We start from the raw sequence: 26,494 nt of genomic DNA, 5'->3' as shown, positions 1-26,494 counted from the left end.
CTTTTTATTATTTAAGAACAGGAATCAACTCTTGATTTTATATGATTAAATAATATGCAACTTTTTTGATTTTCACCATGAACACAAAAGCAATCAGCTTAATTTATATTATTGTCCTACTGTCCTTTTCGAATGTTGTTAACGCAAAAGATTTTTATTGGATTGGAGGTTCCGGAAACTGGAATGAAATTCAACACTGGAGTGATCAACCTGGTGGTCAAATCAATCCGGACGCAGCTGTCCCAAATTTCAGCGATAATGTTTTCTTTGATGAAAACTCGTTCCCGGTTCCGGGTGCTGAAGTAATCATCAATGATGTGGCCAAGTGTGCGAATATGGATTGGTCAAAAGTGACAAATTTACCAACCCTTAAAGCCGATAATGATCCCGCTCATTTCTTAACGATATATGGAGGACTAAAGCTTGGCACCAATATGCTTTTGGATTTATTAAAGCCCTTATATTTTAGTGCGTCCACACCTAATAACGAAATCGACTTTGCAGGACATACTTATAACGAGGATATTTACTTCACTAAGAATGGAGGATGGATCATCAAAACACCACTTTTTGTACAAAACCATATTATCTATTTTGAACAAGGAAATTTAAGTTTTGAAGCGGATATCACCTGTGCTCAAATCATTGCAGATAAGCCCATATCTAAAACATGGAACTTTAACAACTCCAATATCATACTAACTGAATCAGGAGCTTCAATTCTTAAAATCAATACCGACAACCTAAATCTTAATCCGGGAAATTCAAAAATTACGGCAACAGGAACAGGTGCAAGCATAGATATCTCAGGCAGTTCAACAATCAACTTATACGATGTTGAATTTCAAAAGAACGGAGCCGGGGTATACAACGAAGCTTTAAAAGTCAATTTTAACCAAGTTGAATTTCTGGCAGGAGGAAGCTTAAAAGGATCAAATCAATTTCAGAACCTAATCTTCACTAAAGGAAATAGTTACCAGATTTATAGTGGCGGAGATCAAACCATTCAAAATTTATTTACGGCAGAAGGAAGCTGTAGCCAACATATCAGCATTTCCGGTGTGGATGGAAGTGGAACTCTTATTGCAAATACGACTTCGTTTGATTTCCTGAAGATTAAAAATATTATTGCCTCAGGAACAGCCGCTCCTTTCAACGCCCCAAGCTCATTCAATCTGGGGGGAAACACGGGGTGGAATATTACCTCTCCTCTTCCCCAAAACTATAGTTGGATAGGAGGAACAGATAATAAATGGAATACAGCCGCCAACTGGGATGGAAATTGTGTTCCCTCTCGAATTGACAATGCTACTATTAATGGTAGTTTTAATGTTGAAATTGATGCCGAAGCTGAATGCAACGACTTAAGTCTTTCAAATGATGTCAACCTATCGGGATCGGCAACACTTAATATATTTGGTTCGCTGGATGCTGGTAGTGCTGTATGGAATCTACTTGGAAACTGCCGCTTTGAGGGAGATGCCAATCACACCATTTCGATACTCAATAACTTTAAAGGCGATGTTTACTTTTCAGGAAACGGAAACTGGCAACTTTTAACCGAACTTAAGATTCCTGATCATGCTTTATATTTAGAATCAGGTACAATCACTTCTAACAACAATAATCTCGAACTAAATCAATTCATATCAATAGGCGATTCAAATCGCAGTTTGGATTTAGGAACCTCAACTGTAAGATTAAACGGAATTTTTTATAAAACATGGGATATTGAAGGGAGTCACTTTTCCATTCCCAACAGTGATTATTTAATTGAACTCATTCAGCAAACCGCCGGATTTTATAACAATCACATTTCAACAATAAGCTATAATAAGGTTTATTTTATCGATCCAAGAGAGAAGGCCAACCTAAGCAATGCAAGTAGTGCACCGGTTAATTTTAAAGAATTGCATTTTTTTGCAGGAGCAAATATTTCTGGAGACCATAATTATGACTCATTCATTTTATCCGCTGGAAAAACCTATCTTTTTGAAGCAGGTAGCAAACAAAAGATTTTAAATAAAGATGACTTTATTGCGGAAGGGTCCTGCTCCGAATTTATTTATCTAACAGGTAATGGCGGTGTCTCGACCATTATATCAGATGTCAATTCTGATCGAATCAGCAATGTTCAGATTACCGACCTAGAAGTCACAGGAGGAGTAACCCTTTCGGGTGGTTTGAATGCTTACAGCTCTTTTGGTATTTCGAACTACTCGGGTTGGAATATTATCCCCAAAGGATCAAGTGAAGACTTCACCTGGAAAGGTACCGAAGACTCTGACTGGTTTAATCCCAAAAACTGGAATCCGGAATGTGTCCCAACGCGTCTGGATAACGTTTTCTTTAATGCAAGTGATATTACTCCTGGTGGAAGCACTACAATTACTTTAAACGGAATCCGTGTGCCTGAATGTAATAACGTAATATGGACCAATGCCGCTACACTAAAATTTGACGGTAGTAGTGATTTTCATATTTACGGGAACCTCGATTTCTCAAGCCTGCCATCAGCATCATTCACTTATAATGGTATCATTTACTTTAAATCTGAAAACGACGTCACCATTAACCTTGACCAGGTTATCTTATCAAACGATGTTGTTTTTGAAGGAACGATACAGGAAGACAATACCTGGTCTGCAGGCTCCTGGACCATTGCCAGTGATTTTAAAACGTCAGGAGATATTAAATTGGAACGAGGCAAACTTATTTCAAATAGTTATAGCATTACCTGTGATGAACTTTATTCAAATTTCAGTGATGTTAGAACATTACAACTTGACGCATCAACACTTAATCTGAAAGGGATCTTTCTAAGTCCTGGAGATCTAAACTTTGATGCCGGAACTTCAGAAATTATTGTTGGTGAAAATGGAAAAGTAGAAGTTACAAATGGAACAGAAGTGGTAGCGTTTAATAACATTACTTTTGATCAAGAAACCGGGACTGCTCTTTTCTCAATACGTGACGAGGCCGTATCCTTCAATCAAATTGATTTAAAATCAAATGCCAACTTTCTGTATAGAGGCTTCGATGTTGAAAGCCTAATCTTAAATCAAGGTAAAACCTATAAGTTTACAGAGGGGGAAATCTATAATATTGGCGATTTAGCTGCCATTGGTGCCTGTGAAGGAACCATTGACATTTCGAGTTTATCAGCAGGATCAGAAACAACTTTCAACAGTAAAAATGGGAATCCAATTAGTGTAACTCAAGTCAATTTAATTGATGTATTTGCAACACCGGCAGCGACATTTACGGCTAATAATTCAATAGACCTAGGCCATAATGAGGGTTGGACATTTGCAACAGCACCTGCAACAAGAAACTTATACTGGGTTGGAGGTTCGGGTACCTGGGATGATCCTAATCATTGGTCAGAAACATCTGGAGGTTCACCAGGGGCTTGTGTCCCTACCGCTCTTGATAATGTTTATTTTGACATCAATTCTTTCTCTGGCAAAAATCAGGTCGTTTCCACTGGTAGTGGTGATATCCGATGTCGAACAATGGATTGGAGAGGATCAGAAAGCACGTCACCTATCTTCCAGATGGGAGCTATAGATATCTCAAGTGTGTATGTATATGGCTCATTTATCCTCAACGAAAACCTTACAGTTGATTTACCTGATGTTGATTTCTACTTTCGATCTACTGAAAAAGGGAATACACTCATTCTTCACGATTTTATTTTTCCTAAAGATGTTACATTCGATGGTATAAATGGAGAATGGACATTAGCTAATAATTTGGAAGTCGATGGAAATTTAATTCTGGACAATGGGGGTTTTATAACTGCTGGTTTTAATGTTTCATGTAATTATTTCGAGTCATCTGACTTGACTTCTGCTGGTAAAATAAGAACACTGGATATTCGAAACTCACAATTTACCGTTCTTGGGTATGAGAATAGCTTCTCAGTAAATATAGATGTGGCAGGTCTTTTCAATCCACAAACACTAACACTCTTATCAGACGAAAGTGAAATCATTATTGAGAGTGAAAAGGCTTTTGTTATAGGAGGGCAAATGACTAGTAATGCCACTTTTAATAAAATTCGTTTCAATAATGAAGGTAGTTTCAGCTCTCAACTTCTCTTAACCCGAATCAATGATTTAACCTACGAACAAGGAGGTGAATTAAATGGGACTTTAGACATTGGGAAACTAACCCTTAACAAAGGAACAAAACCCAACACGTTTGAATTTGAATCTAATGTCACATTTCCTATTGAAGAATTTACAGCTTTGGGATCATGTAATTTTCCTATCAATATTCGAGGAAGTAAGAGTGGCAAACAAGCAAATCTTGAAGTAAAAACCAGTGTTAATGTCAACTTTACTGAACTCACAGATATTAATGGTGTCGGTTCAAGTGTGGCCTATATTGCAAATAATTCACTCGAAAACACCAACGTTACCAACTGGACTGTAAACCCTGTTACAGCAATTGATTTATACTGGGTGGGTAATGGTTTAAATGATGAATGGTCTAACCATCTAAACTGGAGTAAAACCTCTGGTGGAGTATCTGAGGGTTGTGTCCCTACTGAACTTGACAATGTTTTTTTCGATGACAAATCATTTTTAGGTAGTAAGACCGTTCTCATCAACTCCGATGCCCGATGTCACAATATAACCTGGACTGATGCTGTCGATCCCTCTTCAATTTTTAAAGTTCAAAGTCAATTGGATGTTCACGGATTCCTCGATTTTAGTCAAAATATGACGCTTGAGATGTCTGGCGATTTAAAATTTAAGGGAGATGGTCTAACAGCTGATAAACCAATTGATTTTGCGGGAAAAACGCTGGATGGTGATATCTACTTTGATGGACAAGATCAGTCTTGGATTCTTCAAAACGACTTATCAACTACAGGCGATTTATTTCTTGACAATGGATCTTTATGCTGTAATGATAAGAATCCAAGCGAGATGAGATCTTACAATCTTTCAATCAACAGTTTTTCTTCAATAAACCCTTCTCCTCTTGCCAGTAGAAAATTAGATATTTCAGGATCAATTGTGACAGTGAATGCAGAAAAATTTAAATCATGGAGTATGATTTTTATCGGCTCACCTTTAGAATTCACTGCAGTAAACTCAGAATTATACTTTCCAAAAAAAGGAGGAATCTACTGCGAGAGCTCAAACGATGTCAAATTCGGTGATGCCATATTCGATGGTTATGGCGAAATTGACATTAATGGAAATGGTTTTGAAACAGGTAAAGGTGAATTTAAAACGGTTATATTCGGTGAACAGGGGCAAATCTTTGGAGATCATACAATTTACAATCTGGAGTTTACCTTAGGCTATGGCGAAAACACAATTCAGGCTGGCAGAACAATCAACCTAACCAATGATTTAATAATGGAAGGTGTTAACTGTTCATTAATCTACTTAAAATCTAGTGTAGACGGACAGCTCGCATTCATTAATTCAACCAAACAACAATTCATTTATCATGCTTCATTAGAGGATATTAAAATGACTGATGCGAATGTCCCTCATAGAGTTATCGGAAAATTCATTAATGTAGATAACAGTACGCAAGGATGGCTAGATACTCCTGCGGATGATGACGATGAACAAGATAAATTTAAAGAAACACTACCTGTTCGTGAGGAATGGTGTAGCAGCTCGGCAAGTCTCGATCACGTCACCTACTTCCCAATTAACGATAGAACAACATTCAAGTGGGCATTTAAAGGTCCAGCTGATCCAGATTTCAATAATTTAGATGGGGAAACTTCAGCCACAATTGTTGTAAATGAAAGTGGGTTCTATCGAGTCGAAATCAATTATAACAACCCCAATGGAGATCCGTGTTTACTTTACTCTACCATCGAAGTGGTTATGAACACAACTTCAAACATTGTCATCGAATTCACCACAACTAACGTACAGTGTTATGGTAATTCAGATGGATTTATTAAGGCTGTTGCACAAAATGGTAATGCTCCTTATACATTCTTTTGGAAAGATGAAACGGGAAACACTGTAGATGCTTCATCACCGATAGGAACAAATGAAAGTTTAGCATCAAAATTAGCTCCTGGTAAATATTTTGTTCAGGTAAAAGATGAAAAAGGTTGTGACCAGACAAGCTCTGTTGACATCTTTAATGCCTATGAGATGTTTATTAATAACATCACTAAAAAAGATTTAAAATGCTTTAATGTTTCAGATGGTGAGATTAATATTGATGCTACGGGCGGAACCGGAACATTAAGCTATTATTTAGATGACAATCTGGCATCAGCCAACAATACAGGTTTATCCGCCGATGAATATCTCGTTCACGTACAAGATGGTAATAATTGTAAGTCGACAGAAGAAAGCGTTGAAATTCTTTCTCCTGAAGAAATTACATTCGATTTTGCCTCATCCGGATTATTATGTGCTGGTGATAAAAATGGGACTATTGATCCACAGATCAAGGGTGGTGTTGCCCCATACAATATCAACTGGACAGGTAGCAATGGTTATAGTTCAACTAGCACTACCATTTCCGATTTAGAAGGAGCAACCTATACAATCGAAGTGACAGATGCCAATAACTGTGTTTACACGAGTCCTTTCGAATTAATTGAACCCGAAGAAATTGTTTTAAGCGATATTAACGTCAAAGATGCCAATTGCTTTGGAGAGTCTTCAGGTGAGATATTTGTTGAAGCCGATAAAGGAACTGCTCCCTACACATACACTTTAGACGCCACGACAAATTCAACCGGACAATTCAACGATTTAGCAGCCAATACATACTCGCTAAAAGTGACAGACGATAATTCTTGTGTCAAATTACAAGACATTACAATTAAAGAACCTATCGAGATGGGATTTGTTGTTTCGGATAATATATCACCAACGTGTAATGACTTGAAAGATGGAATTATAAATATTGTTCCTTACGGAGGGAACTACGATTACACCTTTTCTTGGTCCGGGCCAAACGATTTTAGATCCTATACTAAAAACAATACTGGCCTTGATTTTGGAGACTATGTACTTCTACTTAAAGACAAAAAAGAATGTACCCTAGAGGAAACTGTTAGCCTTATAAAAAACCCTCCTCTACAGCTGGGGCTGGTTATTGAAGAAGAAGTCACAGCCCTTGGAGCCAATGACGGTAGCTTCAGATTAGAAATTTTAGGTGGTACGATTCCATATACTTACACAGTAACAGGCCCCAATGGATTTTCCCAGTTCAGCCCAAGTTTCTTCGATGAAGACAAGGCACTTTTTGAAAACCTTGAAGGTGGACTTTACACAGTAACGATAACCGATGAAAGCTCTTGTGGTAGCATCACCAAAGACATAATGCTACCCGAAGGCAATCTTTTAATTGCTCAAATTATCGATCAGGAGGATGTTTCCTGTACAGGCTATAATGATGGTGCTCTGAATGCTACTGCGATCGGTGGTGACGGGAACTATACATACACATGGTCAGGTCCATCAGGTTTTACAGCAAACACAAAATCAGTTTCTGCACTTGTTCCGGGGACCTATACCTTAACCGTTCAATCTGCTGGACAGAGTGCAACAGATCAAACAATAATTTTAGAACCTGTACCTTTAACAGCAACTTCAAATCCTAATGATGTAGCTTGTTTCAATGAACCCAATGGAAGCATTGAACTGGATATCTCTGGTGGAACTAAACCTTATTCTATATTCTGGACAGGTGACAGAGGTTTATTTTCTCATTCAGATAAAATTTACGATTTGGCGAAAGGCGATTACGATTATACTATAACTGATGCTAGAGGTTGTATCCTTTCAAATACAGTAACTATCAACCAACCTGATGCAGTCTCTATTGAGCAAGAACATACTGATATTACTGAGGTCGGTTTACGAGATGGAACTATTACTGCGACTGCGACAGGTGGTACACCACCTTATACTATCTTTATATCTGGTCCCCATGAATATTCTAAAAAATCAATTAATAATCAGGCAGGTATTTATACCATTGACTTTCTAGAACAAGGAGTTTATATCATTGAAGTTCTTGATGCCAATGAATGTCGGGATATTACCGAAACCCGAATCTATGAACCTGAAAAAATGGTTGTTTCTTTAGTTTCTAAAACAACACCTATCTGTCATGGTGGTGACAAAGGTTCAATAGAGGTTATTATTGAAGATGGTAGTGGCGATTACACTTTATCATGGGAAGCAGATAATCATTATAAGAATACAATTAATTTAACAGCTTCCAATACATCTAAAATTGAGAATCTAAAAGCAGGCTACTACACACTAGCCGTTACTGATAATGTAACAAATGAAGTCATCATCTTTGAACAAGAAGTTTCAGAACCAGATCTTGTTGAAATTGAGTATGGGGTTGATAACATCTCCTGCTTTGGGAGGACAGATGGCTCTATCAATATTTATCCTAAGGGTGGTACCCCAAATTATACATACGAGTGGACTGGTGTTGATCCAGGCAGAATTAATTTGGAAGACCAAGCTGATTTAAGTACAGGTTCATATACTGTAAAAATAAGCGATTCTCAAAACTGCTCATCTGACGTATATACTTTTGAGATCGAAAGTCCTGAAGAATTTTTAGGTGTTTCCAGCATAGTAGAACCTCTATGTTACGGCGATAAAAATGGTGAAGTTGAACTGGATATTACTTCCGGAGCCATTCCATATACGATAAACTGGAACACAGGAGCTATAACGAAGAACATCTACAATTTAAGGATAGGAACTTATTCTTATACTGTAGTCGACAACGAAAACTGCATATTCGACGGTACTGTTGAATTAACTCAACCCGACTCACTTATTGCAGAAATAAACACCTTTAATGATGTGAGATGTTACGGCCTAAATAATGGAGAAGCTACAGCAACTGTAAGTGGAGGATCTATTCCTTATAATTTTAACTGGTCAAATGGCGAAACAACACAAGTCATCAGTAATTTACGTCCTAAAAAGTATGAACTAATCGTTACAGATAAAAATAATTGTCAGGATACTGCAAGTGTCTTAATTCAGGAACCTGAAGAATTATTATTAAGGGCTGAGGCAAACCGACCAACAGTTGAAGGTGCTAATGATGGCGCAATCTTCTCAAAAGTTTTTGGTGGAATACCTAACTATACCACGACTTGGGAGATAGAAAAAGGTGCAGACATGTGGTCTATGTTATCAGAAACTGATCTGAAAATTGACAATTTAGACCGGGGAAAATATAAATTAACTCTCTCTGATCAAAATTCGTGTTCGATAGACACAATCATTAACTTAGAGTATTTGTATGACAGAATCATAGAAATACCAAAATCGTTTACTCCCAACCAAGATGGATATAATGATTATTGGGATATTTTAAGAATTGAATATATCCAACGTCTTAAAATTGTCATATATGACCGTTTGGGAACAACAGTTTATGTATTCTCTGGCACAGGAAATGAATATAAAGGCAATCCGTGGACGGGAACAAATAAAAATTCGCACCTACCAATTGGTTCGTATTATTATGCCATTGAAGCTGATGATTCCAAACCACTAATAGGTACAGTAACCATTATTCGTTAAAAACAATTAATCGACCCTTAAGCCTCTTACATATTATAATGAGAAACATTTTTATAAGTCTAATATTCATATTTACACTACATATTTCAGCAAAGGCACAACAACTCCCTTTGTATAGCCAATATGTCGAGAATGGATTTTTATTAAATCCAGCCATGGCTGGATCACGTATTTATACACCTGTACGACTGACCATACGTCAACAATGGGCAGGAATTGATGGTGCTCCCGAAACGCAAGCTTTGAGTATCCACCGAAATTTTGGTGACAGGTGTTCAACTTGTGATGCTGTAGGTAATCCTTTAGCAAGAAGAACTAATCAAAAGGGCGTAGGTATGGGAGCTTATATCTTTAATGATAAAAATGCCGCTTTTTCCCGAACTGGGATTCAACTCTCATATGCTTATCATTTGGAGCTTAACAGACAGTATTATGGGAAAAGAGGAACTCGCTTATCATTTGGTTTAGGTGGTGTTTTTTATCAGTACAAATTTGATCACAATTATTATCCACCCGGAGATCCATTAAATACAGGTGCCGATCTTGTTTCCTATATACCCGATGCCAACTTTGGTATTTATTTGTACAACGACAAATATTTTATAGGAACGTCAATTGCTCATTTGTTTGAATCATCAGTTAAAATGGGAGATGCTGGTTTCAAGAACGATATCATGTTACGACATTATTATTTTACTGCAGGTTATACCTTCAATATTAACAATCAGGTTGCACTGGAACCCTCTGCTATTGTGCGTAGAACAATTGACTCAGAAAATTATATTGACCTGACGGCAAAATTATATGTACGAAGCTTTTGGTTGGCTTTATCATATAGAAGCAATGAGCAATTTGTTGGGATGTTGGGGGTCAATTTTGCTAAATATTATTTGGGCTATTCATATGACTATTATTCTAATAATCTACTTGCTCAAAACAGTAATGGAACCCATGAAATTACTTTTGGAATTAATTTGGACGTGCCCAAAACAATGATTCGTGATATAATGAGACGTAACAGAAATGAAGCGGCTAAAACACGTCGGAAAATCAGACAAAAGAAAACCAATAATTTTATGTTCTTCTAACGAAAGTCATTTATTCGTTTAAATTTCGACAAAATGAGACGACTTTTATCCTCATTAATCTTTTTTTCATTTATTTTCCTTTTTGCTACTTGTGACAATCAGGAAGAGTTTAACCACGACCCTAATTTTCTATTAAATTTCTCAAATGACAGCATAACGTTTGACACAATTTTTTCAGGTCTGCCATCAACTACCAAACAATTAAAAATATACAATCCCTCTTCAAAAGCCATCTATCTTGATAAAATTGCTCTTGAAAACAACACAGAAGGTTATACGCTAAATATCAATGGTGCAGAGGGCAATACGGCAAGGCAAGTTTATATTCCAGCCAAAGATAGTCTGTACATTTTTATTGAATTAAACGTACAGGATGATAACCAGGATGCTCCACGCTTAATAGAAGACTATATCCTACTAACTTACAACTCGAAAGTTCAAAAATTCCTGCTTAAAAGTTGGGTACAGGATGTTATTCGTTTTAAGAATAATGAACTACAAACTCAGGAATGGACTCAAAAAAGGCCCTACTTTATCGATAATGACTTATACTTAAAGCAAGACCAAACCCTGACAATACAAGCAGGCACAAAAGTCTATTTTCAAAAAGGAGCAGGCATACATATTCATGGGACACTAAATATTGACGGGAGTTTTGAAACCCCGGTGTTTTTTGGGTCTCACCGCCGCGAAGAATTGTATAAAAATGTTCCCGGACAGTGGAAAGGCCTTTTCTTTTATACGGAAAGCAAAAACAATGTCATCTCACATCTACAATTAGAAAATGCCATAAACGGAATCAGTGCTCAATCAGAGACAAACAACAATAATCTTGAAATTGAATACTCACAATTTCTCAATTTCTCTACCACAGGCATTGAAACGAACAACTTCAATTTGAAAATGCACGATGTAATCGTATCAAATTGCGGGGAACAGGCCGTCCTTCTTGAAGGAGATGGTAATTTTGAATTCATCCACTGTAACCTCATTAATAATTGGTTCATTTCACAAAGAACGACTCCATGCCTAAGCTTTTTAGCAAACGAAGAGAGCAATAACGCATTAAAAATTTACAATAGTATTATCTGGGGAAGTAAGACTAATGAATTTGAAATCGGCCAAACAAACACATTTCAAATTGAAAATTCTCTTGTTAAGCTCAGTTCCGAGATGCAAAATACATTTTCAAATCAATTTGAAAACTGTATTTTCAACACTGATCCTCAATTTGTCGACAAGAATAATCACAATTACAACCTAAATGCAGAGTCTGTTCTTATCGACAAGGCTAAACTCGATATTGCCAACATTTACCCCTTAGATTTTAATGGTAATTCGCGAACCTCTGACACAGATCCGGATATTGGAACTTTTGAATATATAGAAACAACAGATTAATATTATCTCATAGGAGTAAGCATGAAGAATATTACCTTTTTAATACTGGTCTTATTTTTCCATCAGAGTTCCTTTTCTCAATCGCCCTTTAGAGAAGAGATTAATGACTTACGTTCTGACTATCGGATTTTATTTTACAATGTTGAGAATCTCTTCGACACAAAAGATGACAGTTTAAAAAACGATGCTGAATTTTTACCTCAAGGGAAAAAATATTGGACATGGAAAAAATACCAGGACAAATGCTCAAAAATAGCGAAGGTCATTATAGCTGCTGGTGGTTGGCAACTTCCTGACATCGTAGGACTATGTGAAATTGAGAATAAAAAGGTCTTAAATGGAATTATCTATTCAACACCATTAAAAAAGTCCAAATATCAAATCATTCACAAAGAATCTCCGGATCATCGAGGGATTGATGTGGCCCTTTTATTCCAACCCGAAAGCTTCTTCCCTATCGACACCGCATTTTTAAGACTAATTTATAAAGGTGCCACTCATTCTACAACACGAGAAATTTTATACGTAAAAGGCACTACACATACCGACGACACCTTACATTTATTTGTTAATCATTGGCCATCCCGATGGGGAGGACAACTGGAATCGGAACATAAAAGAATAGCCGCCGCTCGGCTTCTGCGAGATAAAATGGATTCGATTTTCGTAGAGAACTCAAAAGCTAAAATCATTATTATGGGAGATTTCAATGACTACCCCAACAATAAATCGATTACTAAAACCTTAAAAGCTAATAAACCCAATCTTGAATTTAAAAATGATGAATTGTATAATCTAGCTTCATATCTGAGTAGTAAAAACACGATCGCTTCACACAAATATCAGGGAACTTGGGGTATGCTCGATCAATTCATCGTCTCAGGAGCATTGATGAATGGATTGGGGATTTTAAATGCACAACCTAAAGACATGCATCTTTTTGCTCCATCATTCTTACTGGAAACTGATAAATCATATAAAGGAATACGACCTTTTAGAACTTATATTGGATACAAATATCATGGAGGATTCAGCGATCATCTCCCTATTTATCTTGATTTGTGGAGAATTCTAGAGGATGACTAAAACATCAATTCGTAAATCGAAATCAGATGAACTTATTTCCATCTTCAAACAAAAACTTATCAGTCAAAACTCTACAAATAAACAATAATTATTATCTTCAGCTATAAAATAATAATATATGAAATTCGAAAAAGACTTACTCGTTCAAAAATCGACAACTAAAACAATTATTGGCATCTTACATTTTGTCCTTATTATTTTATGGATTGGGTCTAAATTCTATATCGAAGAGGGCTTCAATGATTTTGACCTATTTTATCTCATTGGTCTGTTTTTGTTAGGATCCTTGTTCATTTTAGAAGGTAGAGGAATTCCTTTTGCTAAGATTTTTGGAAAGGCATTTATTTTAATTGATGAGGAACGAATCAGTGTAAAAAGAAGTGTATTCAATAAAGAACAAATCATATTTTGGGATGAAATCAAACAGATTGAATACAAACCCAATTATTTCCTTTTCACAAAACACGATGATAGTCAGATGCCATTTAAATTAAGACATTTAGCTTTCCGTTTCAATCGAGAAATATTAGATTTCATAAAAGTTATTGGAAAAAACAAAGGCCTGAGTGTAAGGCGAATGATCGAATTCAAGAAAAAATAAAACAACCTTCTGTTCAGACCTCCTCTATTCAATTTTAAAATCAGAGAGCAGAGTCTTTGTTATTCTATATTAAAAACAGACTCAAATGAGAAATATTGCTTAAATTGATCCCTCCTTCATTAATATTCACAAATTCCTCATTATATGCCCTTCAGGTTGATACACATATTTAGCCTATTGCTTTTCGTTTTCAACAACACGGCTATTGCTCAAAACAGTATTCACCTTATTCCTGAAACCAGTTCCATTCGTGTATTGGGAACCTCGAATGTTCATGATTGGGAAATGTATGTCGAATTCCAAACCGAAACATTAGACTATGAAATACCCAACAACTCACTAAAAAAACTGAAGAATATTGAGTTTAAAATTGAAGGGAACCAGTTTAAAAGTAAGGAAAGTGCCATGGAGAAAAAAGCCCATAAGGCTATGGATTTATCGCACTTCCCATACATCACTTTTTTATTGAAAAAAATTACAATTAGAAATAATAAACCAGCCAGTTTTAATGCTGTCGCTTTTGGGACACTCATTATCTCAGGGCAATCAAAAGATGTTAAACTTCCTATAAATGGGAAAATATTGGGAAGTAGAAAGATGAATATCACAGGTCATATCGATCTAAAAATGTCTGATTTTAAAATTAAACCACCCACGGCTTTTTTCGGAGCAATTTCTACCGCTGATGAGATTAAAATCCTCTATTCTATCGATTTTACATCAAAACAAAAAATCAGTCCGGAGATGCTAAGTTCTAATCTTAATCCTTAATATCAGTCATATCCCAAGATTTTTCCTAATTTTGCCGACATACAATAAGACACAAGAAGTTTGTTTTTCTTAGTGTCTTTTTTTTGCACACACTCAGTAACAAATAATCATGATAAATAGAATCACTCAACTTTTTGGCATCGAAAAACCGATCATTCAAGGTGGAATGGTATGGTGTTCAGGATGGAAACTTGCAACTGCAGTTAGTAACGCAGGAGGCTTGGGACTAATCGGTGCTGGCTCGATGCACCCGGATACTTTTCAGGAACATATTCAAAAAGCAAAAGCAGCATGTAAAAAACCCTTTGGAGTTAATGTGCCTTTACTTTATCCTGAGATGGATAAGATTATGGATATTATCGTAAAAGAAGGAATCAAAATCGTGTTTACTTCAGCTGGTAGCCCAAAAAAATGGACACCATTTTTAAAGAAGCATGGCATTACCGTTGTGCATGTGGTTTCAAGTGCTTTTTTTGCAAAAAAATGCGAAGATGCCGGTGTTGACGCCATTGTTGCCGAAGGTTTTGAAGCTGGCGGTCATAATGGTCGTGAAGAAACGACAACACTAGCCTTAATTCCAAATGTTAGAAAAGTAACGAGCTTGCCTTTAATTGCAGCAGGTGGTATTGGCTGTGGGAAGAGCATTTTAGCCGCTCTTAGTTTGGGCGCTGATGGTGTTCAGATTGGAACTCGTTTTGCAGCATCAACAGAATCGTCATCACACATCAATTTTAAAGAAGCTATTGTAAAATTAGACGAAGGCGGAACCAAACTTGCACTAAAAAAACTAGCCCCTACCCGATTGATTAAAAATAAGTTTTTCGATCAGGTTAACGAGGCTGAATGTCGAGGTGCATCACCTGAAGAAATGAAAGAATTACTGGGTAAAGGGCGTTCAAAAAAAGGAATATTCGAAGGTGATCTTGAAGAGGGTGAACTGGAAATAGGTCAAGTTGGTGCAATGGTAAAATCAATTCAGCCGGTTGCACAAATCATGGAAGAAATGATGACCGAATACAAACAAGAACTTGCAATTCTTCAATCAGTACAATCAAAATACCAATTCTAAAAGAACAAAAAAGGCTGGCTATTGCAGATGTTTTCATCACGAAAACAAAACGAAGCTTCCGAATTAAAATAAAAAAATGATTGAATTCGATAAGTTTACACTCGATAATGGACTTAAAGTAATCGTACATCGCGATACTTCGACACCTTTAGCTGCTATTAATATTCTATATAATATTGGGGCTAAGGATGAAAATCCTGACCAGACGGGTTTTGCTCATCTGTTTGAGCACCTCATGTTTGGAGGTTCACTAAATATTCCCAATTATGATGAACCGCTTCAGCAGGTTGGGGGGGATAATAATGCATGGACAAGTAATGATGTTACAAACTATTATCTAACTGTCCCTAAAGAAAATCTGGAAACCGGTTTTTGGTTAGAATCTGACAGAATGTTGAGTTTAGCCTTTACTGAAAAGAGTTTAGATGTTCAGAAAGCCGTTGTCATTGAAGAGTTTAAACAGCATTATTTCAATCAACCCTATGGGGATATTTGGTTGCATCTTCGCCCTTTGGCCTATAAAAAGCACCCCTACCAGTGGTCAACAATTGGGAAGTGTATCGAGCATATCGCTGATGCAAAATTACAAGATGTGAAGGACTTTTTCTTTCATCATTATGCACCCAACAATGCCGTATTGGTTGTTTCAGGCCATGTTGAAACCGAAGAGGTAAAACGACTTGCTGAAAAATGGTTTGGTCCTATTGAACGGAGAGAACTTACGCCCCGAAATTTACCGGTAGAACCCAAACAAACCGAATTCCGTTCCCTTCATCTTGAAAGAGAAGTGCCTTATGATGCCATCTATATGGCTTTTCATATGTGTAGTCGAAATCATGAGGATTTTTATAAAGTGGATCTGCTTTCCGATATTTTGTCCAATGGTCAATCATCACGAATATTTCAAACCCTTATAAAAGAAAAGAACCTTTTCTCAAGCATAGATGCTTATTTAACTGGTGATTTTGAACCCGGCTTATTCGTTATCAGCGGAAAACTTACCGAAGGGGTTAATATGCAAGATGCCGAAAATGCAATATGGGACGTACTCAATGAAGTTTCAGCTACCAAAGCGAATGAATATGAACTTCAAAAAGTGAAAAATAAGATTGAATCTTCCCTGGTATTCTCTGAGATCAGTTTCCTGAATAAAGCCATGAATATTGCTCAGCACGAAATCACAGGACAAGCTGAGGATATCAATCTTGAAGTTGAAAAGTACAATAAAGTCAGCACTTCTGATTTACAGGAAATGGCTCAAAAGATTCTGATTAAAGAAAATTGTTCCACACTTTATTACCACGCAAAAAAACAATAATGGAGAAATTGAATCGCATACTACCTCCTCTTTTTAAAACAATTGAGCATGTAGATATTCCTAAATCGAAACAAGAGATTTTGAGTAACCAGATTCCTGTCCATATTATTGCTGGAGGAAGTCAAGATGTTTTGAAAATTGAGATGATCTTTAATGCCGGGCTTTGGTATCAGAAATCACCCCTCATTTCCGGCACCTGTAATTCGATGCTCAATGAAGGGACTGAAAAATATTCAGCAGGTGAGCTTGCTGAAAAGTTTGATTTTTATGGGGCGTATATCGCTTATAACAACAGCCAGCACGATGCCAGTGTTTGTTTATACACCTTAAACAAATATCTGGATGAAACTCTGGAATTACTTGAGCAGATTATAAAATTCCCTACTTTTCCTGAGAAAGAATTCAAAACCATTCTCAGCAACAAAAAGCAAAACTTTTTAGTTAACAGAGAAAAAACAAACGCTCTGGCTAAGGAAAAATTCAATGCGCTCATCTATGGGGAAAAGCACCCTTATGCTAATGTATTTGAGGCAAAGGTTTTTGATGAAGTCGAATTGGATGATATCAAGGCTTATTACAAAAACTTTTATACATCAGACAATTGCCGTATTATCGTTTCCGGGAAAATGAATGAGACGGTATTAGCCAAAATCGAAAGCCGATTTGGGGCCTCTGCCTGGGATACAAAGGCTACGAACATTAAACCTGAACACAAACTTATCAGTTCAGAAGAAAAGAAAACCTTTGTTCTTAAAAAAGATGCAGTACAATCATCCATTCGAATTGGACGTCCTCTCTTTAATAAAACGCATCCTGATTTTGCAGGTATTATGCTACTCAATCTGGTTCTTGGTGGCTATTTTGGTTCTCGTTTGATGCAAAATATCCGAGAAGAAAAAGGCTACACATATGGGATTAATTCGGTACTCCTTTCACATCTGGAATCGGGGCATTTTGCAATTATAACCGAAGTAGGGACGGATGTGTGCGAAGCCGCTATCTCTGAGATTTACAAAGAAATTGATAGACTGAGAGAAGAGATCGTTCCTGAAGATGAACTAAATTTGGTGAAAAACTTTTTTGCAGGAGAAATGCTTCGCAGCTTTGATAGCCCGTTCGCATTATCAGAAAGCCTAAGAAGCAACCTTCTTTTCGGATTCGACAACTCGTATTACGAAAAATTCCTTCAAGAAATAAAAGCGACAACATCGCAAAAACTAAGGGAACTAGCCAATACTTATTTCAAAAAAGAAGATCTTTACGAGATCGTAGTTGGCGAAAACAAAGCCTGATTCACAAGAAATATAATTAAGAGCAATTAGTACAAACTAATTGCTCTTTTCTATTTCCAGCAAATCCAAAACTCTCATTTTAGAAACGTTAATCCAATCCCTTTTACCCGAACTAATAAAATCTGGTCTAAATAAATTGGCTAAACAGGCAGGAAAATCGGGAGTTTTAATTAATTTTATAAGTCACTTACAACAACAAATCGAAAATAAATTCTTTTCAGAGGTCAATTTCTATCTTAAATTGTATTTATATATTTTTCCGGTTTGTATTACGATATAATATAAATTAGCACCATATGACTGTTGAAACCCAACAAGATAAAGAATTAATCCTGGCAAGCTATCAAAAGCTTTTGGCAAGTTGTAAAAGAAGCAATACGCCCGAAACAAAAGCAATGATAGACAAGGCATTCCATTTTGCCTGGGATGCCCATAGAGGCGTGCGTCGAAAATCAGGAGAACCCTATATTATACACCCTATCGAAGTTGCCGAGATAGCAGCTAAAGAAATCGGGCTGGGAACAAAATCTATCGTATCTGCCCTATTACACGATGTTGTAGAGGATACCGATTACACCGTTGAAGATATTGCACATCATTTTGGAGACAAAGTCGCTGCCATTGTCGATGGTCTCACAAAAATATCCGGCGCTTTCAATCAACAAACCTCAATGCAAGCTGAGAATTTCAGAAAGATGCTATTGACCCTTTCTGATGATATTCGTGTTATTATTCTCAAAATTGCGGACCGTTTGCACAACATGCGTACACTAAGCTCCATGCCTCTGCGTAAGCAAATGAAGATCGCAGGAGAAACCCTATTCCTTTTTGCTCCTCTGGCCCACCGACTGGGACTATACAAGATTAAATCAGAGCTTGAAGATTTAAGTTTGATGTACGAGCATCCGGAAGATTATAAGAATATCGCCGAGAAAATTAAAAATAAAGAGGCTGAACAAGAACTGGTTCTGGAACAAATTATTCAGCCTATAAAAGAACGACTAACCGACAATAATATCGTCTGTACTATTATTAATAGGCCCCGTTCAATATTCTCAATCTGGAATAAGATTGAAAACCATAAAATTAAACTACAAGACATTTATGATCTTCCAGCTATCAGGGTCATATTTAAACCTCAGGAAGGTGTACCCGAAAAAAATCAATGTTGGAATATTTATTCTTTAATTACAGATATTTACAAACCAAAACCTGAACGTATTCGTGATTGGATGAGCACGCCGAAAGCCAATGGTTATGAAGCGCTTCACATGACCGCCATGGGTCCATTGGGGAAATGGGTAGAAATTCAAATTTGCTCAAATAGAATGAACGAAATCGCTGAGCGCGGTTTTATTGCGCATTCAAGATATAACACAGACAGTGAATCAGAACTAGATAAGTGGCTTAAAGATGTCCGTGAAATTTTAGAAAATCCTGAATCAGACGCTTTAGCTTTTCTCGATGAATTTCGTTTGAATTTATTTTCTCAGGAAATTCAAGTCTTTACACCCAAAGGTTTAATTAAAACCTTACCCAAACATGCCAGTGCCTTAGATTTTGCTTACGAAATCCACACCGACATTGGAAACCAATGCATTGGAGCAAAAGTTAATCACAAATTGGTTCCTCTTAACTACATTCTACATAGCGGCGATCAGGTCGAGATTTTAACATCTGAAAAACAAAAACCGAAAGAAGAATGGTTGGAATATGTTGTGACGGCTAAAGCTAAATCAAAAATTAAAGCCGAATTTAAGGATAATAGAAAACGTCTAATTCGAGCAGGGAATAAGAAACTTGAAGAATATCTCCAAAGCATTGGACTCGTTTTAAATTCAAAAGCCACTAAAAAACTGATGGAACACTATCAGTTTACAAATAAAGATACGCTTTTCTTAAATATCGGCTCTTCACAACTGAAGCTCGATGAAATAGAACGGATTGTCAAAAAGAAATCAAGAAACAAATTTATTAAATACTGGAAACTTCAGCTCTTTGGTAGTGATGACAAAAAGATCGATTCTCAGGTAACTGAAAGCAAACCCGAGATTGATAAGAAGAAACCTTTTCTTCTTGAAGAAACCATGTCTGAAGAAAAATACAAAATTGCAACATGTTGTAAACCGATTCCGGGTGATGACGTCGTGGGCTATGTGGATATGGCTAACAATGTTACCATTCACAAAAGAAAATGTCCCAATGCACTAAAACTCATGTCAAGTCAAGGGGATCGAATTCTTGAAGCAAACTGGACCAGTCACCGTTTGATGTCTTTTCTTGCCATTATAGAACTCAATGGTATCGATAAGATCGGAATCGTTAACGATATCACGTCTATTATTTCAAAAGATCATCATGTCAACATGCGATCGATACATTTCGAAAGCCACGATGGCGTTTTTGAAGGCTTAATACACCTCTATGTGCATAATACAGAGGACTTAAACAACCTAATGAAAAAACTAATCAAAATTAAAGGTCTCGATAACGTAAGACGAATTGAAAATATAGAAGAATACAGTTAATCCATTTTTTTTGCTTCTAGTTTTGCAAGTAATCAAAAAAAAACACTATTTTAGTCCCGTTATTTAAAATTAGATTAGATAGTAATATAGCTTTAAAAGTATGATTAGCGAAGACACAAAAGAAATTGTAAAAAAGATGTTTACTGATTACCTTCAAAAGAAGGGCCACAGAAAAACACCTGAAAGATATGCCATACTTGACGAAATATATTCCCGTGAAGGTCACTTTGATATTGAGTCGCTTTATATTTTTATGAAGAATAAAAATTATCGTGTAAGTAGAGCTACTCTTTATAATACTATCGATCTTCTTTTAGATTGTAAGCTTGTAATTAAGCATCAGTTTGGAAAAAACATTGCTCAATTCGAGAAAGCTTACGATAGCAACAAGCACGATCATTTGATCTGTACAAAATGTGGTAAAGTACTGGAGTTTTGTGACACCCGACTGGAAGATGTCAGAAACAATGTTTCAGATGATATGGACTTTTTAGTTTCCCATCATTCGCTTTACATATATGGCACATGTCAGGATTGTAGAAAGAAAGACAAATAAGATATCAACAAACGATATATTTTAAAGCCCTTATTTATAAGGGCTTTTTTTATTCTCCAAGGTGATTTTTCAACAACACACGGTCTAATCTAAAATATTTATTACCTTTGACCGTTAACAATTAGCTGTTAGCATCAAACAAAAATTCTCAGCTAATACTTTCCAAAAATCGGCATGTATCAGCTGGGTTGTAATCAACCGTTTTATTCAAACTATTTGTCGATGAATGATATGAATTATGACTTTAAAAGTCTAATTTTTGAGTTCCATCCAACAAATCAGATCAAATTATTACCCTATGAAAGTTGACGTACTTTTAGGCCTCCAATGGGGAGATGAAGGAAAAGGAAAAATTGTAGATGTACTGACTCCAAAGTACGATATTATAACTCGATTCCAAGGAGGACCCAACGCTGGTCACACTCTTGAGTTTAATCAAATCAAACACGTTTTACATACGATTCCATCTGGAATTTTCCGTGACGATAAACTAAATGTGATTGGTAATGGTGTTGTAATTGATCCTGTTATTTTCAAAAAAGAAATTGAAGGTATTAAAGCCATTGGAATTGATTTAAGTAAAAACCTTTTCATCTCGAAAAAGGCTCACTTAATTTTACCTTCACATCGTATTTTGGATGCTGCATCGGAAGCTGCAAAAGGAAAATCAAAAATTGGATCGACCTTAAAAGGGATTGGTCCAACTTATATGGATAAAACAGGTCGTAATGGTTTAAGAGTAGGTGATATTCTTTCAAATTTCGACGAAAAATATAAGGCTTTGGTTCAAAAGCATGGCGACATGTTAGACAAATTCTACTCTTTTGAATACGATTTGTCAGAATACGAAGCAGAATGGTTTGAAGGTATCAAACTCCTTCAGGAATTCCAACTAATCGATAGCGAACAATTCTTAAACGATAGCCTTAAAAATGGCAAATCGATTCTAGCAGAAGGTGCTCAGGGAACTCTTCTTGATATTGATTTTGGATCATACCCATTTGTTACCTCATCCAATACTGTTTGTGCGGGTGCTTGTACAGGTTTAGGTATTGCTCCAAACAGAATTGGTGAAGTTATCGGAATCTTTAAAGCTTACTGTACCCGTGTTGGTATGGGACCTTTCCCAACAGAGCTTTTCGATGCTGACGGATCAGAATTGAGAGACAAGGGAAATGAATTCGGTTCTACTACAGGTCGCGAAAGACGCTGTGGATGGTTGGATCTTGTTTCGCTTAATTATTCGATCATGATTAATGGCGTGACGCAATTAACCATGATGAAATCTGATGTACTGGATGGTTTTGATACGATTAAAATTTGTACTGGTTACAAACTTGATGGAAAAGAAATCGACTATGTACCCTATGAAATGACTGACGCAATTGAGCCTGTTTACACAGAATTTAAAGGTTGGAAAACCGATATGACATCTATGTCAAGCGAAAGTGAATTTCCTGAAAGCTTTAAAGCCTACGTCGATTTTATTGAAAAAGCAACCGGTGTACCTATCACAGTTGTTTCTGTTGGACCTAACCGTTCACAAACAATCGAAAGAAAATAAGACTTGTTTATTCGATTGATTTCTGATTAGAATCACGAATTAAATTTTGTCTCAAATTATAGTAAGTCCTCTACAACTTTGAATTGAAGTTGTAGAGGATTTTTTTTATAACAATTTAATAATGACTGATTCTGTCATCCGGAATCTTTTCATCACAAAAACATAATATTTAAGGCAAAGTCACTTAGACATTTTATTTATATTGATTAAGTTTGAATATCTAATTTTTCAATTGCTGAATGAACGAGTCTAATGGAGCAAAATAATTCGACAAATCCAACGAAACTTCTCAAAGCCATACGCCCACAACGTGTGATTTGGCCTATTCTGATAGGTTTTGCTGTAATCATTTATTTGCTTGCAAAGGATTTCAAACCAGGAACGTTTGATTTGGTTGAATTTTCATGGCTTACCCTTCTCGGTTTATTCATTGCTTTTTTGATGATGGCCCTTCGGGATTTTGGCTATATGGCCAGATTAAGAATATTGACTGAAAATGAATTTTCATGGCTAAAAACCTTCCGAATTATTATGCTTTGGGAATTTACGTCAGCACTAACACCATCAGCAATTGGAGGCACTTCATTTGCTATTTTATATTTAAATAAAGAAGGCTTAAACTTAGGTAAAAGTTCTGCGGTCGTAATGGCCACATCCTTTCTGGACGAACTTTATTTCATTATCATGCTGCCTTTGATACTGCTCATGCTCGATTGGCAACAACTCTTCCTGCTTGATATAACAGATACATCACCTTTAGCTTCATCTCTTTTACTTTTAATTTTAGGAGCTTACCTTTTAAAACTTGCCTATTTAGTTGTGTTAAGTTATGGCCTGTTCAAAAATCCAAGAGGCTTAAAATGGTTATTGCTTTGGATATTTAAATTACCCATCCTCAGAAAATGGAAACAGGGAGCCAATCAGGCAGGAACCGATATTATTGAAAGTTCAAAAGATCTAAAAAACAAAAATTACATCTTCTGGCTTAAGGCATTTTTTGCAACCTTTTGTTCGTGGACTGCCCGGTATTGGGTGGTGAATTCGATATTGCTTGCCTTTTGGTGCTGCGATTACAGTACGCTTGATCACCTCATGATCTTTGCCCGTCAGCTTTTAATGTGGATTATGATGTTAATCAGCCCAACCCCTGGTGGCAGTGGCTTTTCAGAATGGGTATTTACTCAATATTTAGGCGATTTTATTCCTGAAGCAGGCCTGACCATTACTCTAGCTTTAATCTGGCGATTGATATCCTATTACCCCTATCTGTTTATTGGTATGTACTTGTTACCTAAGTGGATTAAGAAAAATTTTTAAATGGAAATGCTCCAAACTAATTGGTCCTTTTGAAACCATTAACTTGAAGCATTTCATATATCAGGTAAAAATAATATCAACTTTGCTGATACTCACTCTACATCTTATTCCAAACCAAAGCCGCACAGCCTAAAACAGCTGCATTATCACTCAATCCGGAAGGAAGAACTCGTATCTTATTTTTATAAATTGACAACAAATTTTTCTCTAAAGTTTCTCGAACGGGTTCAAATAGAATATCACCTGCTTTTGTCAATCCACCAAATAGAAAAATAGCTTCCGGGCTCGTAACGGCAACCACATTTGCCAATACCTCACCCAAAATAGTCGCTGTATAAGTGAACGTTTCCTTCGCTACAGAATCGCCTCTATTTGCTGCTTCTGCCACCATTTTCGCTGTAAGCTGGTTGAAAGGAACATCCCTCAACTCACTGTCACCATTATGTCTAGCCAACAGTTTATAAACTGATCTTTTCACCCCGGTGGCTGAAACGTAAGTCTCTAGACAACCTTTTCTACCGCAGCCACACTCTCGACCACTTTTACGCACAATCATGTGTCCAACTTCACCTGCAAAACCATCATGACCATGAAGGACATCCCCATTAGCGAAAATTCCACTCCCCAATCCGGTTCCTAAGGTAATCACCATAAAATGATTCATATCCCGAGCAGAACCAAATACTTTTTCACCCATTGCGGCAGCATTGGCATCATTGGTAATATAAACTGGAACATCCAAACGTTGTTTTATAAGATCAACTAATGGAATACTCCCTTTCCAACGTAAATTGGCAGCATCTTCAATTGTTCCGGTATAATAACTCGCATTTGGCGCTCCTATTCCGATTCCTTTTATCTCAATTTCATAAGGCAAATCATGCTTCACTGAATGAATCAAACCGAATAATTCATCTATATAATCATTTACATCGGCATGTTTTTGTGTAGGAAGTGTACCTTCAGCAATACAAATTCCTTCCTTGTCAATAAAACCAAAAACCGTATTGGTCCCTCCGATATCAATTCCTAATGCGACTTCTTTCATTCGAATATTCTTAATCATGTTTAAATCCCTTTACAGCATAATAGAAGATATATGCGTAACAAAGAACTGTAATAATAAATGAATTTTGCAGGCCAATGTTATCAGCCAAAACACCCATTAACAATGGGACAATAGCACCACCAACAATGGCTAAACAAAGAATTCCGGACCCCTGACTTGTATGCTGCCCCAATCCATCAATTGCAAGCGTAAAGATAGTAGGAAACATGATAGAATTAAACAATCCAACTAAAACAATACTCCATAAAGCAACTTGACCTTTTGTTAGCATACTGATAACGACTAAGCAAACGACCACAATTGCATTAAAAGCCAATAACCTGTTGGATGATATTTTATGCATAATAGCGGATCCAATAAACCGTCCGATCATAGCGCCACCCCAAAAAATGGAGACATAACTCGCAGCTTGAGCTTCACCAAACAAATTTAAAGCATCATGCCCCAAATAGCTCACCAAAGCACTTCCAATAGAAACCTCAGCTCCCACATACATAAATATGGCCAGTGCTCCTAAAACCAAATGCTTATGACTCCAAGCAGATCCTTCTGCTCTCTGCTCTTCAGCAGCAATAATTTTTGGCAATTTCACAAAAGCAAAAACCAATGCAATCAGTCCCAATGCCACAGCCAAACCTATATAGGGCATTTGAACAGCAGAAGCACGGTTGACCAAATCATCACTATTATTATTTAATATCAAATAAGCTCCAAACATAGGAGCAACAGTTGTTCCCAAACTATTAAAACCCTGAGTCAAATTCAGGCGACTTGATGCAGTTTCCGGGCTGCCCAGTTCAGCAACGAAAGGATTAGCTGCCACTTGCAGAATCACAATTCCGGAAGCCAAAACAAAAAAAGCAAACAGAAAAAAGCCATAAGATAAGAATGAGGCAGCAGGATAAAATAACACAGCTCCCAAAGCCGCAACAGAAAGCCCTAAAACGATTCCGTACTTGTAACCGATTTTACCAATAATTCGACCAGCCGGTAATGACATTAAAAAATAAGCCCCAAAAAAAGTGAATTGAACCAACATGGCCTGAGTAAAATTCAAATCGAACAAGCCCTTCAGATGTGGAATTAAGATGTCATTCATACAGGTTAAAAATCCCCACATAAAAAACAGGCTCGTCAACAAAGCCAATGCACCCCTCATATTCATTGTCTTTTCACCCCTTTCGCTTCCCGATCCTTTGATCGCTGCACTTATAGATACCATACTGTCTCGTTTTAGATTTTACTTGCAACAAAGCTTCAAT

Annotated in this window: 15 protein-coding genes; 13 read left to right on the top strand and 2 right to left on the bottom strand. The window is 36.6% G+C overall.

Features of this window, described 5'->3' with window-relative positions; genetic code table 11:
• The first annotated feature begins 77 nt into the window (after positions 1-77).
• The 13 genes from EV201_RS11640 to EV201_RS11580 all read left to right on the top strand — a co-directional run bounded on the left by EV201_RS11640 (position 78) and on the right by EV201_RS11580 (position 24,163).
• Entirely contained in the window at positions 78-9,572 is a 9,495-nt protein-coding gene (locus EV201_RS11640) for a T9SS type B sorting domain-containing protein (protein ID WP_130307825.1), read from the top strand.
• Positions 9,573-9,610: 38 nt separating this feature from the next.
• Positions 9,611-10,660 (top strand): PorP/SprF family type IX secretion system membrane protein, encoded by a 1,050-nt coding sequence (locus EV201_RS11635; protein ID WP_130307824.1) that lies wholly within the window; start codon positions 9,611-9,613, stop codon positions 10,658-10,660.
• Positions 10,661-10,693: 33 nt separating this feature from the next.
• Positions 10,694-12,061, top strand: coding sequence for a hypothetical protein (locus tag EV201_RS11630; RefSeq protein ID WP_130307823.1), 1,368 nt, complete (start codon positions 10,694-10,696; stop codon positions 12,059-12,061).
• A 21-nt stretch (positions 12,062-12,082) separates the two neighbouring features.
• A complete protein-coding gene (locus EV201_RS11625; RefSeq protein WP_130307822.1) occupies positions 12,083-13,147 on the top strand; it encodes an endonuclease/exonuclease/phosphatase family protein in 1,065 nt (354 codons plus the stop codon).
• A 118-nt stretch (positions 13,148-13,265) separates the two neighbouring features.
• Positions 13,266-13,748, top strand: coding sequence for a hypothetical protein (locus tag EV201_RS11620; RefSeq protein ID WP_130307821.1), 483 nt, complete (start codon positions 13,266-13,268; stop codon positions 13,746-13,748).
• Between the two features lie 156 nt (positions 13,749-13,904).
• The gene (locus EV201_RS11615; protein WP_165389642.1) at positions 13,905-14,519 is read left to right on the top strand and encodes a YceI family protein; all 615 of its coding nucleotides are present in this window, start codon (positions 13,905-13,907) and stop codon (positions 14,517-14,519) included.
• Positions 14,520-14,628: 109 nt separating this feature from the next.
• Positions 14,629-15,588, top strand: coding sequence for an NAD(P)H-dependent flavin oxidoreductase (locus EV201_RS11610; RefSeq protein ID WP_207224474.1), 960 nt, complete (start codon positions 14,629-14,631; stop codon positions 15,586-15,588).
• A gap of 76 nt (positions 15,589-15,664) precedes the next feature.
• Positions 15,665-16,906, top strand: coding sequence for a M16 family metallopeptidase (locus tag EV201_RS11605; RefSeq protein WP_130307819.1), 1,242 nt, complete (start codon positions 15,665-15,667; stop codon positions 16,904-16,906).
• A complete protein-coding gene (locus tag EV201_RS11600) occupies positions 16,906-18,198 on the top strand; it encodes a M16 family metallopeptidase (protein ID WP_130307818.1) in 1,293 nt (430 codons plus the stop codon). The genes EV201_RS11605 and EV201_RS11600 overlap by 1 nt, the downstream gene beginning before the upstream one ends.
• A gap of 296 nt (positions 18,199-18,494) precedes the next feature.
• Positions 18,495-20,726 carry a RelA/SpoT family protein gene (locus tag EV201_RS11595; RefSeq protein ID WP_130307817.1) on the top strand — a complete coding sequence of 744 codons (2,232 nt, stop codon included), beginning with the start codon at positions 18,495-18,497 and terminating at the stop codon, positions 20,724-20,726.
• Between the two features lie 100 nt (positions 20,727-20,826).
• Entirely contained in the window at positions 20,827-21,282 is a 456-nt protein-coding gene (locus EV201_RS11590; protein ID WP_130307816.1) for a Fur family transcriptional regulator, read from the top strand.
• Positions 21,283-21,580: 298 nt separating this feature from the next.
• On the top strand, positions 21,581-22,846 hold the full coding sequence (locus EV201_RS11585; protein ID WP_130307815.1) for an adenylosuccinate synthase: 1,266 nt from the start codon (positions 21,581-21,583) through the stop codon (positions 22,844-22,846).
• A 252-nt stretch (positions 22,847-23,098) separates the two neighbouring features.
• Positions 23,099-24,163 carry a lysylphosphatidylglycerol synthase transmembrane domain-containing protein gene (locus EV201_RS11580; RefSeq protein WP_130307814.1) on the top strand — a complete coding sequence of 355 codons (1,065 nt, stop codon included), beginning with the start codon at positions 23,099-23,101 and terminating at the stop codon, positions 24,161-24,163.
• Positions 24,164-24,260: 97 nt separating this feature from the next.
• Here EV201_RS11580 and EV201_RS11575 read toward each other — a convergent pair whose 3' ends face one another.
• A complete protein-coding gene (locus tag EV201_RS11575) occupies positions 24,261-25,229 on the bottom strand; it encodes an ROK family protein (protein WP_242610487.1) in 969 nt (322 codons plus the stop codon).
• Complete coding sequence (locus EV201_RS11570) at positions 25,222-26,454, bottom strand: sugar MFS transporter (RefSeq protein WP_130307813.1); 1,233 nt, start codon at positions 26,452-26,454, stop codon at positions 25,222-25,224. The genes EV201_RS11575 and EV201_RS11570 overlap by 8 nt, the downstream gene beginning before the upstream one ends.
• Between the last annotated feature and the right edge of the window lie 40 nt (positions 26,455-26,494).

It is taken from the genome of Ancylomarina subtilis (assembly GCF_004217115.1).
Taxonomy (GTDB): Bacteria; Bacteroidota; Bacteroidia; order Bacteroidales; family Marinifilaceae; genus Ancylomarina; species Ancylomarina subtilis.
Note: the sequence above shows the minus strand (reverse complement) of the source record. Positions and strands in the feature narration are given on the sequence as shown.

Bases quoted from the DNA above. Each gene is read 5' to 3' on its own strand.
- EV201_RS11640 (WP_130307825.1), top strand. From the start codon at position 78: ATGAACACAAAAGCAATCAGCTTAATTTATATTATTGTCCTACTGTCC.
- EV201_RS11635 (WP_130307824.1), top strand. From the start codon at position 9,611: ATGAGAAACATTTTTATAAGTCTAATATTCATATTTACACTACATATT.
- EV201_RS11630 (WP_130307823.1), top strand. From the start codon at position 10,694: ATGAGACGACTTTTATCCTCATTAATCTTTTTTTCATTTATTTTCCTT.
- EV201_RS11625 (WP_130307822.1), top strand. From the start codon at position 12,083: ATGAAGAATATTACCTTTTTAATACTGGTCTTATTTTTCCATCAGAGT.
- EV201_RS11620 (WP_130307821.1), top strand. From the start codon at position 13,266: ATGAAATTCGAAAAAGACTTACTCGTTCAAAAATCGACAACTAAAACA.
- EV201_RS11610 (WP_207224474.1), top strand. From the start codon at position 14,629: ATGATAAATAGAATCACTCAACTTTTTGGCATCGAAAAACCGATCATT.
- EV201_RS11605 (WP_130307819.1), top strand. From the start codon at position 15,665: ATGATTGAATTCGATAAGTTTACACTCGATAATGGACTTAAAGTAATC.
- EV201_RS11600 (WP_130307818.1), top strand. From the start codon at position 16,906: ATGGAGAAATTGAATCGCATACTACCTCCTCTTTTTAAAACAATTGAG.
- EV201_RS11595 (WP_130307817.1), top strand. From the start codon at position 18,495: ATGACTGTTGAAACCCAACAAGATAAAGAATTAATCCTGGCAAGCTAT.
- EV201_RS11590 (WP_130307816.1), top strand. From the start codon at position 20,827: ATGATTAGCGAAGACACAAAAGAAATTGTAAAAAAGATGTTTACTGAT.
- EV201_RS11585 (WP_130307815.1), top strand. From the start codon at position 21,581: ATGAAAGTTGACGTACTTTTAGGCCTCCAATGGGGAGATGAAGGAAAA.
- EV201_RS11580 (WP_130307814.1), top strand. From the start codon at position 23,099: ATGGAGCAAAATAATTCGACAAATCCAACGAAACTTCTCAAAGCCATA.
- EV201_RS11575 (WP_242610487.1), bottom strand. From the start codon at position 25,229: ATGATTAAGAATATTCGAATGAAAGAAGTCGCATTAGGAATTGATATC.
- EV201_RS11570 (WP_130307813.1), bottom strand. From the start codon at position 26,454: ATGGTATCTATAAGTGCAGCGATCAAAGGATCGGGAAGCGAAAGGGGT.